Annotated in this window: 12 protein-coding genes; 6 read left to right on the top strand and 6 right to left on the bottom strand. The window is 30.5% G+C overall.

Annotated elements, in window-relative coordinates; all coding sequences use genetic code 11:
• Positions 1–7: 7 nt before the first annotated feature.
• The gene (locus OLM55_RS00060; protein WP_264559379.1) at positions 8–673 is read right to left on the bottom strand and encodes a C1q-like domain-containing protein; all 666 of its coding nucleotides are present in this window, start codon (positions 671–673) and stop codon (positions 8–10) included.
• 158 nt (positions 674–831) lie between these two features.
• Here OLM55_RS00060 and OLM55_RS00055 point away from each other — a divergent pair, with 158 nt between their 5' ends.
• Positions 832–1,497 (top strand): Crp/Fnr family transcriptional regulator, encoded by a 666-nt coding sequence (locus OLM55_RS00055; RefSeq protein ID WP_264559378.1) that lies wholly within the window; start codon positions 832–834, stop codon positions 1,495–1,497.
• A 73-nt stretch (positions 1,498–1,570) separates the two neighbouring features.
• Here the strand turns inward: OLM55_RS00055 and OLM55_RS00050 are convergent, their stop codons facing one another.
• Together OLM55_RS00050 and OLM55_RS00045 are read right to left on the bottom strand one after the other, a co-directional pair.
• Positions 1,571–3,019, bottom strand: coding sequence for a glyceraldehyde-3-phosphate dehydrogenase (locus OLM55_RS00050; RefSeq protein WP_264559377.1), 1,449 nt, complete (start codon positions 3,017–3,019; stop codon positions 1,571–1,573).
• Positions 3,020–3,151: 132 nt separating this feature from the next.
• Positions 3,152–4,534, bottom strand: a complete 1,383-nt coding sequence (locus OLM55_RS00045) for a Do family serine endopeptidase (RefSeq protein ID WP_264559376.1) — start codon at positions 4,532–4,534, stop codon at positions 3,152–3,154.
• Positions 4,535–4,661: 127 nt separating this feature from the next.
• Between OLM55_RS00045 and dapF the strand changes: the two genes are divergently transcribed.
• From dapF to OLM55_RS00020, 5 genes are all read left to right on the top strand, one after another.
• Positions 4,662–5,444, top strand: a complete 783-nt coding sequence (dapF, locus tag OLM55_RS00040) for a diaminopimelate epimerase (RefSeq protein WP_264559375.1) — start codon at positions 4,662–4,664, stop codon at positions 5,442–5,444.
• Positions 5,444–5,971, top strand: coding sequence for a GNAT family N-acetyltransferase (locus OLM55_RS00035; RefSeq protein WP_264560638.1), 528 nt, complete (start codon positions 5,444–5,446; stop codon positions 5,969–5,971). Before dapF ends, OLM55_RS00035 begins: the two co-directional genes overlap by 1 nt.
• Before the next feature lie 12 nt (positions 5,972–5,983).
• Complete coding sequence (mltG, locus tag OLM55_RS00030) at positions 5,984–7,024, top strand: endolytic transglycosylase MltG (RefSeq protein ID WP_264559374.1); 1,041 nt, start codon at positions 5,984–5,986, stop codon at positions 7,022–7,024.
• 85 nt (positions 7,025–7,109) lie between these two features.
• On the top strand, positions 7,110–8,003 hold the full coding sequence (locus tag OLM55_RS00025; protein WP_264559373.1) for a YfiM family protein: 894 nt from the start codon (positions 7,110–7,112) through the stop codon (positions 8,001–8,003).
• A gap of 97 nt (positions 8,004–8,100) precedes the next feature.
• Positions 8,101–8,754 (top strand): transglycosylase family protein, encoded by a 654-nt coding sequence (locus tag OLM55_RS00020; protein WP_264559372.1) that lies wholly within the window; start codon positions 8,101–8,103, stop codon positions 8,752–8,754.
• Positions 8,755–8,761: 7 nt separating this feature from the next.
• Here the strand turns inward: OLM55_RS00020 and OLM55_RS00015 are convergent, their stop codons facing one another.
• The 3 genes from OLM55_RS00015 to dnaA are packed head-to-tail and all read right to left on the bottom strand — an operon-like array spanning position 8,762 to position 11,361.
• Positions 8,762–9,484: an SAM-dependent methyltransferase gene (locus OLM55_RS00015; RefSeq protein WP_264559371.1), complete on the bottom strand. Its 723-nt coding sequence runs from the start codon at positions 9,482–9,484 to the stop codon at positions 8,762–8,764.
• Positions 9,481–9,933, bottom strand: coding sequence for a low molecular weight protein-tyrosine-phosphatase (locus tag OLM55_RS00010; protein ID WP_264559370.1), 453 nt, complete (start codon positions 9,931–9,933; stop codon positions 9,481–9,483). Before OLM55_RS00010 ends, OLM55_RS00015 begins: the two co-directional genes overlap by 4 nt.
• Positions 9,934–11,361 (bottom strand): chromosomal replication initiator protein DnaA, encoded by a 1,428-nt coding sequence (gene dnaA / locus OLM55_RS00005; RefSeq protein WP_264559369.1) that lies wholly within the window; start codon positions 11,359–11,361, stop codon positions 9,934–9,936. It lies immediately after the preceding gene.

Genomic DNA, 11,361 nt, shown 5'->3' with positions numbered 1-11,361 from the left:
TTTTTATTTATCTAATTTGTTGAATTGTGAAAAAACAGTCTTCACTTGTGCCTAATATGGAAACACTGATTAAATCACTAACTATGTTGAAATTAATAGTATCTCCAGTGTTTAATTGAACTAAACTTTCTAAGCTTCTAATTGGCGGTGTAACATTAGTGCTTAATAAGCTAATATTTGCAAAATTATTCCTAGAAATGATACTTCCATTTTTGGAAATAGCAACTCCAAAATTTGTTGCAATTCCAACTGTTGCATCAGATTTAATTTGAATTTTTATAGAGTAAATTCCATCTTGTTTAGCTGTAAATGTGTTTGTAGTGGTATTAAATTCTGAGTTTATATCAAAATCTACAGCATCAAAAGGAATGGTTACTTTGTTAGAAATCAAGCTTAAATTAACAACTGAACTCGAGGAGAATTTTCCTTTTACAACTGTTTTTAAGTAACTGTTTACTACTTTTTTTGATGAAGTTCTATTTACATTACCAAAATTATCAACAACTAATATTGAATCTTTGGCAGCCGGTTCATTTAAATTAGATGAAGTAAATCTAACCCTCATCTCCCCATTAACATCTAGTGTTTTGGTAGGTCTAGTGGTTTCGATACCAACTTGCGCAATAATGCTAAGTGGTAATATTAAAAATATAATAAAAGTAATTTTTCTCATAATAACGACGTAATAGTGATTAATATTTAAATATAAGTATATTATTTTGTTTTATTATCAATAAAAGTGTTAAAATATAAATATAAAATCAATACAAGATGTTAAAAGGAAAATGTGTTTTTTGAATTTATTGACTAACTTTGAAATAAATTAACAATATGAATTCACTTTGGTTTTTTGAAGATGTAAATCTTTTTAACATACTTTGTCCTCATAAATTTAAGGGATATGAAGGGGGGCATGATTTTAATGAATATAAAAAGAATGATTTCATCTACTTTGAAGAAGATGCAGCTGACAAAGTTTTCTTGGTAAATTCAGGAAAGGTTAAAATTGGTTACGTTACCGAAGAAGGAGACGAGATTATTACTGCAATTTTATCTAAAGGTCAAATTTTTGGAGAAAAAGCAATTCTTGGACAAGAAAACAGAAATGAATTTGCACAAGCTATAGATAAGGAAACTTCGGTTTGCCCAATTACTACTCCTGAAATGATTGAATTACTAAGAGAAAATAAAGAATTCAGTCTTAAGATTTATAAATTTATTGGTTTTCGATTCAAAAAGTTAGAAAGAAGGCTTCAGTTACTTTTATTTAAAGATACAAAAACACGTTTGAAAGAATATTTAAAAGAATTGGCAGAAGATTTTGGTTATACTAATCAAATTTCGGGAGATATTATTATACGCCATCCCTATACTCAAAAGGAAATCGCAACTTTAATAGGAACCTCTCGACCAACATTAAATATATTATTAAATGAATTACAAGAAGAGAACTATTTATCTTTTCAACGTAAAGAAATAATTTTGAATAAAAAATAAAAGCTTTTTACTTAAATAAATAAAAAAAGCGCTTCAATTGAAGCGCTTTTTTTATTTAAATATTTCTACCTTACTAATAATAAGTATATCTTCTTACCTTAGAAATGTATTTTGCTAAACGTATAACTTGGTGACTATAACCATATTCGTTATCGTACCAAATATACATTACAATGTTATTTCCATCAGCAGAAACAATAGTTGCATTACTATCAAAGATTGATGGAGCAGAGGTTCCAACAATATCAGAAGATACTAATTCATTGTTTAATGAATATTTAATTTGTTCAACTAAATCTCCTTCAAGAGCATATTTTCTCATGATGTTATTTAGTTCTTCAACTGTAGTTTTTTTAGTTACTTCTAAATTCAATACTACTAATGAACCATTTGGAACAGGAACACGAATTGCATTAGAAGTTAATTTACCAGCTAAACTTGGTAATGCTTTTGCAACAGCGCTTCCGGCACCAGTCTCGGTAATAACCATGTTTAAACCTGCAGCTCTACCACGACGGTATTTTTTGTGCATGTTGTCTACTAAGTTTTGGTCATTAGTATAAGCATGAATTGTTTCTAAATGTCCTTTTACAACACCTAAAGTATCTTCAACTACTTTTAAAACTGGAGTAATTGCATTTGTAGTACAAGAAGCTGCAGAAAAAATTGAAACCTCGTCTGGATTATATTCAGTATGGTTAACACCATAAACAATATTTGGAACACCTTTTCCAGGGGCAGTTAATAATACTTTATCTACACCTTTTGATGTTAAGTGTCGTTTTAATGCTTCTTCAGTTGTAAATGCTCCAGTGTTATCAATTACTAAAGCGTCATCGATTCCATATGTTGTATAATCAATCTCTTCAGGAGAATTAGCTGTAATAATGTGAACTGTTGTACCGTTAATGATTAATGCGTTGTTTTCTGGATCCGCAATTACTGAACCTTGAAAATCTCCATGAACAGAATCATAACGTAATAATGAAGCTCTTTTTTCTAATAAAACGGCATCACTTTTATCTCTAGTTACAATTGCTCTTAAACGCATTTGTTGTCCTTTTCCCATTTTACTCATCATTTCACGAGCAAGTAAACGACCAATTCTTCCAAAACCATATAAGACTACGTCTTTTGGTTTAATATCAGAGTAATTTTTAGCGTTTTTTAATTTGTCCAATACAAATGCAGTAGCATCATTGTATTTATTGTCTTCTAAATGATATTCGTAAGTTAATTTACCTATATCAATTCTCGATGGTGGTAAATCTAAACTGTTAATTGCTTGAGCAATTTCAACCGAATCAAAAATATTAATTGGTTTCTGAACAAATTCACCCGCATATTCATGCAAATTAATGATATCACTTACATTTCTATCAATAAGTTGATTTCTAAATAAAATTAGCTCAATAGATTTATCATACCATAAATCGCTAACGATTTTGATAAACTCAACGCAAGCCTTACGTCTGTCGGCCTGGAAAGCAAGTTCTTTTTCGTATAAATTGTTATTACTCATGAAGTGGTTATAATGTGTTGTTTATAATTCTGCAAAAATAAAGATTTCAAACCTCATAGGGAAATTATTTTTATAAATAATATAAAAAAAACCATGTTAAAAACATGGTTTTTTAATTTGAGCTTTAATAGATTACATTATAATTCGTAGAATTTGTTTGTTCTTTGTTATAATTTGATATTGTGCTTTTGAGCCTTTTTTACGAGTCAAATAACTTGAAACTTTGTCAACATTATCGGCTTTCACTCCATCAATACTTAAAATAATACTTCCTTCAAGTTCTTTGGCGTAATCTAAGTAGTTTTCGTTTGTTATATTTTTGATTTTTACACCAAAGTCTATTTTAAATTCTTTTTTATCGTTTGTATCAATATCTTCAAGCTCAATTCCGTTGAACTCATATGCTAAAAGTTCTTTTTTAGTAAGTTTTACAGGAATTGTTTTTTTACTTCCGTCTCTAATGACGCTAACATTGACAATTTCTTCTGGTCTTTTCGTATTGATATATGAAGTTAAGTCTGAGAATCCATTTATTTTTTTAGCGTCTAAAGCAGTAATGATATCTCCTTTTTTTAGCCCTGCTTTTTCAGCACCAGAATTTTTAGTTACTTTGTTAATGTAGAATCCTTGAGTTTGGTCCACTCCAATTTCTTTGGCAACATTACTATTTAATTCTCCACCTTCGACGCCTAAAACTCCTCTTTGTACATTTCCAAACTGCATTAAGTCTTCAATAATTTTACGCGTTATGTTTGACGGTACAGCAAATGAATATCCAGCATAACTTCCGGTTGGAGAAGAAATCATAGTGTTAATTCCAACTAATTCTCCGCGAGTATTTACCAATGCACCGCCGCTATTGCCTGGGTTTACAGCTGCATCAGTTTGAATGAAAGATTGTAATCCTTCATTGCTTAAATCTCTTGCTTTTGCTGAAACAATACCTGCAGTTACAGTTGAATTTAAGTTATATGGATTTCCAACAGCTAAAACCCATTCTCCTACTTTTATTTCATCTGAATCTCCAAAAACAATATATGGTAATTTTTCATCTGCCTCTATTTTCAAAAGTGCAATGTCCATTTTGGTGTCAGTGCCAATCAATTTTGCTTTATAAGATTTATTATTGTTTAGAGTTATTTCTAATTCACTAGCATTCTGAATTACATGGTTATTGGTAACAATATATCCATCTTCAGATATGATAACTCCAGACCCTGTTCCTATTTGTGTTTGTTGTTGGTTTCCCTGATATCCATAGAAATATTCCATTATTGGATTTCGAGGAACATTTGAAACAGTTACATTTTTTACGTGTACTACATTGTGTAAAGTAGTTTCAGCAGCAGTAGTAAAGTCTATTGTTTCAGCTCCTAAATTTACATTTTTCGCATAATTTGGCGCTATCGTTACAGCTGATGATGTGCTTTTGTTTTCAAATATAATTTTGTAAGCACTTAGCGTTATTGCACCACTCAATAAAGAAACAAATAATAGTCCTGTGTATTTTTTCATAGTTCAATAATTTAATTTGGTTAGGTAAATTTAAATACATTTTTTTTTGTTAAAAAGATTTTAACGCTCGATTAACAATGTTTAACATCTTATTAATATTTGTATTTTTGCAAAAGAAATTAACTATATGCAATTTACATTTTACAAATACCAAGGCACCGGAAATGATTTCGTAATGATTGATAATCGTACTTCTATATTTCCCAAAAATGATACCAAACTAGTTGAAAGACTATGTGATAGAAGATTTGGCATTGGTGCAGACGGACTTATTTTATTAGAAAACCATGATAAGTATGACTTTACTATGGTGTATTATAATTCAGATGGGAATGAAAGTACCATGTGTGGAAATGGAGGTAGATGTTTGGTTGCATTTGCAAAACAAATGGGGGTTATTTCTGATAAGGCTGAATTTGAAGCGGTAGATGGTTATCATTTTGCAACGATTGATTCTAATAATATTATTTCACTTCAAATGAAAGATGTAGATGTTGTTGAAGTAAAAGAAAGTTATACTTTTTTAAATACAGGTTCTCCACATCATGTTGAAATCGTTGAAGATTTAGCACATTATAATATTAAGGAAGAAGGAGCGAAAATTCGTTATTCTAATTTATATGGTAAAGCAGGAAGTAATGTGAATTTTGTTGCTCAATTAAACGATGATACTTTTGCAGTTAGAACCTACGAAAGAGGAGTGGAAGATGAAACTTTATCTTGCGGAACTGGAGTTACAGCCGTTGCAATAGCTATGTTTGTAACTAAAAAAACAACTTCAAATCATATTAAATTAAATGTTGAAGGCGGAAAATTAGCAGTCAATTTTGATGAGCATAACGGTGTTTTTACCAATGTTAATCTAATTGGTCCGGCTACTTTTGTTTTTGAAGGAATTATAAATTGCTGATAATGACTTTAAAAGGACAAAATATATATTTACGAGCGCTTGAGCCAGAAGATTTAGATTTCATATACGAAATTGAGAATAATGAAAGCATTTGGCATGTAAGTAATACACAAACACCTTATAGTAAGTTTTTAATTCGTCAATATTTGGAAAATGCACATCAAGATATATATGAAGCCAAACAATTACGATTGGCAATTTGTTTGAATAATTCAAATGATACTGTTGGATTAATTGATTTATTTGAATTTGAACCCATGCACCAAAGAGCAGGAATTGGCATTGTAATTATGAATGATTCCAATAGAAATAACGGAATTGGATCAGAGGCTTTGTCTTTGTTAATCGATTATGCATTCAATCAATTACAATTACATCAATTATTTGCAAATATTGGTTCTAAAAATGAAATTAGTATCGCTCTTTTTTCTAAATTTGGATTCGAAAAAATAGGAATAAAAAAAGATTGGAATAAAGTTAACGGAAGTTTTGAAGATGAAATTTTATACCAACTTATTAACCACTAATAACTAAATCGCTTGAAAATTAAAAAAATACTTACGATTGTTGCCGTTGCAGGATTGTTTATTGCAGCTGGAGTTACGGCTTATGTTTATAATAAAGCATTTACTCCAAATACAACCTTTAATCAAAAAGAAGTTTTTGTTTATATTCCCACAAATGCTACTTATGAAATGGTGCAACAAGAATTGGCTCCTTTTGTTAAAGATATGAGCAAGTTTGATTTTGTAGCGAGTAAAAGAAGTTACGATGTAAATGTAAAGTCAGGTAAGTTTTTATTGACACAAAACATGACTAGTTTTGATATGATTAGAGCTATGCGAAGAAATATTCCTGTCAAAGTAGCTTTTAACAATCAAGAAAGTTTGGGTAAATTAGCAGAACGTATGGCTTCTCAGTTGGAGCCTGATAGTGTAGCGTTATATGTTTCTTTTACAAATGAGCCTTTCTTAAAAGAAAATGGATTTACCGAAGAAAATATTTTAGCTATGTTTATTCCAAATACTTATGAGTTTTATTGGGATGTAAATTCCAATAAACTTGCCGATAAAATGGCAAAAGAGTATAAAAAATTTTGGAATCATGAACGTTTAGAAAAAGCTGCTGCAAAAGGTTTAACTCCTATTGAAGTTTCTGTTTTGGCTTCAATTGTGCATAAAGAAACGGCAAAAGTAGATGAAAGAGCAACGGTTGCAGGTGTTTATTTAAACAGGCTTAAAACAGGGATGCCATTACAGGCTGATCCAACCATAATTTTTGCGATTAAAAAAGAAACAGGTGATTTTGACCAAATTATTAAACGTGTTTATCATAACGATTTAAAAATAAAGTCACCTTATAATACTTACGTTAATACTGGTTTACCTCCAGGGCCAATTGCAATGCCCGATATTTCTGCAATCGATGCGGTTTTAAATGCTGAAAAACACGATTATATTTACTTCTGTGCAAGTCCAGAAAAACCAGGGTATCATGCTTTTGCATCTAATTATGCAGAACATCAAGTAAATGCTCGTAAATATGCAGCTTGGGTAAATAAATTAGGCATTAACCGTTAATCATTTGAAGCGAAACGTTCATTCATACCAGTTATCCATTTTCCTGTTTTCCGCTATACAAGGTATCGCTGCAACCAGGGCTAGAATGGTGCTGATAGGATTACTTGTAGCTTTTTCGTCCTATTCACAATCAAAAATAAACACCTTTTTAACACCTTCAGATACGTTAGATACATCTAGAAGAACTTATGTTTATATTGGAGAAGTTGGTGTTTTGGGTGTAACTTTAATCGGGTTAAATCAACTTTGGTATAAAGATTATCCGCAAACTAATTTTCATTTTATCAATGATAATAAGGAATGGAATCAAATGGATAAAGCTGGGCATTTTTTTTCGACTTATCATGTGGGTCGTTTTGGGAGCGAAATGTTGCAATGGAGTGGAGCATCAAAAAAAGAGCAATTGCTTTATGGTTCTACTTTAGGTTTCGGATTTTTAACTGTGGTTGAAGTTTTTGATGGTTTTTCTCAAGAATGGGGAGCTTCTTGGGGAGATATTATTGCAAATGGTTCAGGAACATTATTGTATGTTTCTCAAGAATTACTTTGGAACGAACAAAGAATTACTCCTAAATTTTCATTTCATCAAACTAGTAAAGCAAAATTTCGCCCTGAAACTTTAGGCGCATCTTTTCAAGAACAAATTTTAAAAGATTATAACGGACAAACGTATTGGTTATCTTTTAACTTGTATTCTTTTACGAAATCAAGTTTTATTCCAAAATGGTTGAACTTAGCTGTTGGATATGGTGCTGAAAATATGTTATACGGAACAGATTCTGAAGCACAATTAAATGGTTTTAATCAAAACTCATATCGTCAATTTTATTTAAGTCTTGATGTCGATTTGACGAAAATTAAGACAAAATCTCATTTTTTAAAGTCTGTTTTTTCTGTTTTTAACACAATAAAAATTCCTGCTCCAACACTTCAATATGATGATTTTAACGGTGTTAAAGGCCGTATTATCTACTTTTAGAAAACTTTAACAGACTGTAAATCAATATTGTAATTTTTTTTGTATCTTTGCCCTCGGAAATTTCAGATGAGTGACAGACGCTGAGAAATAAAAATTTATGGTAAGAAAAAGCTCTTATTTTTTAGGATTAATTGTTTTAGTGGTTATAGTTTCTTCAGGTTTTGGATCATTCCAAATTGAAAGAGTTCCTGGTTTTCATATAGACGAAAACGAAGAAATCAACTATAGTGTTCCTAATGAGGATGAACTAAACAATATTGATGAGAAAGTTAGTAGTGTAGAAATTCCTTATGTTGGAAAAACCTTTGTAGGTTTTAGGCAAGCATTGGCTTTTAAGGAGTCGAGAGGAATTTTAAATATGGTTAATCCTTATGGCTATATGGGAAAATATCAATTTGGTAGAAGTACTTTAAGAGCTGTAGGAGTATATGATTTTAAAGAATTCTTAAAAAATGCAACTTGGCAGGATAAAGCATTTAAAGCTTTAATTGCAAGAAACAAATGGGAATTAAGAAAAGAAATTGCAAAATATAAAGGTAGAGTTATTAACGGAATTAAAATAACTGAATCTGGTTTAGTTGCTGCAGCTCACTTAGGTGGTGCGGGTTCTGTAAAAAAATACTTAAGAAGTAATGGAAGAAATGGTTTTAAAGACGGTTTTGGAACTTCTTTAAAAAGTTACATGAAAAAATTTGGCGGATATGATTTAAGTCATATAGATGCTGATAGAAATGCAACAGTAAAGTTGTAGTTTGCAATTACATTTTGTGAATAATAAAAATACAAGGTCGGTTATGAAAATCGACCTTTTGTTTTTTCCAGTCGTTAATTGTTTTTGTTTTAATAAATTCGGTAGGCAATGTAATATCACAAGCAATACATAAATGAGTGTTTCCATTTAAATTTACTAGTAAATCCTCAATTAATTTATTGTTTCTATAAGGAGTTTCAATAAATAATTGTGATTGATTTTTTTCTTGAGATAGTCTTTCAAAATCTTTCAAAGCTTTTTTCTTTTCTCCTTTTTCAATAGGTAAATATCCATTAAAAGCAAAACTTTGGCCATTCATTCCACTTGCCATCATGGCTAATAAAATTGAGCTAGGTCCTACTAAAGGAACAACTTGAATTCCTTTATCGTGAGCAATTTTTACAATTGCAGCTCCTGGATCTGCAACACCTGGACAGCCCGCCTCACTCATAAGACCAATATTATAACCGTCAAAAATTGGTTTTATGAATTCATTAAATTCGCTCTCTTCTGTTCGTTTGTTTAATATCGAAATTTTTAAACTAGGTTGCTTTTTATCAGGGTTTACACTTTTGATAAACTTTCTTGCGGTTTTTTCATTTTCAACAATATAATGATCTATAAAGTCAATACTTCTTTTGATGGTTTGCGGCAAAACATCATCGGGAATCATTTCTCCTAAAGTAGTTGGAATTAAATATAATTTTCCGTGTAAAGAGATTGGTTTCATATCATTATTTTTTTAGCAATGTTACTGCAAGCTTTGTCAAGCATGTTGTATACTTTTTCAAATCCATCATTTTGTCCGTAATAAGGATCAGGAACATCTTTATTTTCGTTAGGATAAAGTTCGTTTAAGATTAAATGAACTTTGCTTTTAGCATTTTCATCAGGAGCTAATTGAAGTATATCTTTTAAGTTAGAACTATCCATTGCGTAAATGATGTCAAAGTCTGTAAAATCATTTTTGGTAAATTTTCGAGCTCTTTGATTGGTAATGTCTAATCCATTTTTATTAGCAATTTCAATAGAACGTCTGTCGGGTAATTCTCCAGCGTGCCATCCGCCAGTTCCGGCTGAGTCAACAATAAAATTATTTGATAGTTTTGAACGTAGAATACCTTCTGCCAATGGAGATCGGCATATGTTTCCTAAGCAAACCATTAAAATTTTTGTCATTTATAAGGATAACTTTTTGTTGATATCGTCAACAAACTTTCTAAATTGTTTATCAGTAGTTACTAAATTGTCTACTGTTTTACAAGCGTGTAATACAGTTGCGTGATCTCTATCGCCAATTTGTGAACCAATATTAGCTAGAGAAGATTTAGTAAACTTTTTAGCAAAAAACATAGCTAATTGTCTTGCTTGTACAACGTGTCTTTTTCTTGTTTTAGATTGTAAAACTTCAAGGTCTAATTGAAAATAATCTGAGACTACTTTTTGGATATAATCAATTGATATTTCACGTTTTACATTTTTAACAAATTTTTCAACAACCTGTTTTGCAAGTTCAATAGTTACTTCTTTTTTGTTAAAAGAAGATTGTGCAATTAAAGAAATGATTGCGCCTTCAAGTTCTCTAACATTGCTTTTTATGTTTTTGGCTACATATTCGATAATGTCTTCAGGTATTTCTACTCCGTCTCTATAAAGTATATTTTTTAAAATAGAAATACGTGTTTCAAAATCTGGTTGATGAAGTTCAGCTGAAAGTCCCCATTTAAATCTCGACAATAAACGTTGTTCAATGTCTTGCATGTCGACAGGTGCCTTATCAGATGTTAAAATTACTTGTTTTCCGTTTTGGTGTAAGTAATTGAATATGTGAAAGAAAACGTCTTGTGTTCCTGTTTTTCCTGATAAAAATTGAACATCATCAATGATTAATACATCAATTAATTGATAAAAATGAATAAAATCATTTCTCGTGTTCTTTTTAACAGAATCTATATATTGTTGTGTAAATATCTCGGCTGAAATATATAACACTGTTTTTTCTGGATGTTTATCTTTAATTTCAACACCAATAGCGTGCGCTAAATGTGTTTTACCTAATCCAACACCTCCAAATATTAAAAGTGGATTAAATGAGGTTCCGCCAGGTTTATTTGCTACAGCAAAACCTGCACTTCTTGCAAGTCTATTTGAATCACCTTCTAAAAAATTATCAAAACTATAGTTTGCATTAAGCTGAGATTCAATTTTTAGGTTTCGAATTCCAGGAATTATAAATGGATTTTTTAATTCCGGGTTTTTATTTGCAATTGGAACGTCTACTTCTTGAGTTTTTACCGCTTGTCTGTTTGTACTTGGAATTTGTTCAGTAAATGGAAGTTTATTGCCATAAGTGTTCTCCATTTTAATTTTATACAATAACTTTGCGTTAGAACCAAGTTCTTTTGTAAGAGCAACTTTTAATAACTTAACATAGTGTTCTTCTAGCCATTCGTAGAAAAATTTACTAGGAACTTGAATATATAATGCATTTTCTGTTAATTCAACTGATTGAATAGGTTCAAACCATGTTTTATAGGCTTGTTCCTGAATATTGTCTTTGATAAAAGACAAACAGTTGTTCCATACAGATTGTGCAGTTTTGCTCAT

The organism is Flavobacterium sp. N2270 (genome assembly GCF_025947225.1).
Classification (GTDB): domain Bacteria; phylum Bacteroidota; class Bacteroidia; order Flavobacteriales; family Flavobacteriaceae; genus Flavobacterium.
This window is presented reverse-complemented; position numbering and strand designations above follow the sequence as displayed.

Coding starts and splice junctions, on each gene's coding strand:
- OLM55_RS00060 (WP_264559379.1), bottom strand. CDS start 673: ATGAGAAAAATTACTTTTATTATATTTTTAATATTACCACTTAGCATT.
- OLM55_RS00055 (WP_264559378.1), top strand. CDS start 832: ATGAATTCACTTTGGTTTTTTGAAGATGTAAATCTTTTTAACATACTT.
- OLM55_RS00050 (WP_264559377.1), bottom strand. CDS start 3,019: ATGAGTAATAACAATTTATACGAAAAAGAACTTGCTTTCCAGGCCGAC.
- OLM55_RS00045 (WP_264559376.1), bottom strand. CDS start 4,534: ATGAAAAAATACACAGGACTATTATTTGTTTCTTTATTGAGTGGTGCA.
- dapF (WP_264559375.1), top strand. CDS start 4,662: ATGCAATTTACATTTTACAAATACCAAGGCACCGGAAATGATTTCGTA.
- OLM55_RS00025 (WP_264559373.1), top strand. CDS start 7,110: ATGGTGCTGATAGGATTACTTGTAGCTTTTTCGTCCTATTCACAATCA.
- OLM55_RS00020 (WP_264559372.1), top strand. CDS start 8,101: ATGGTAAGAAAAAGCTCTTATTTTTTAGGATTAATTGTTTTAGTGGTT.
- OLM55_RS00015 (WP_264559371.1), bottom strand. CDS start 9,484: ATGAAACCAATCTCTTTACACGGAAAATTATATTTAATTCCAACTACT.
- OLM55_RS00010 (WP_264559370.1), bottom strand. CDS start 9,933: ATGACAAAAATTTTAATGGTTTGCTTAGGAAACATATGCCGATCTCCA.
- dnaA (WP_264559369.1), bottom strand. CDS start 11,361: ATGAGCAAAACTGCACAATCTGTATGGAACAACTGTTTGTCTTTTATC.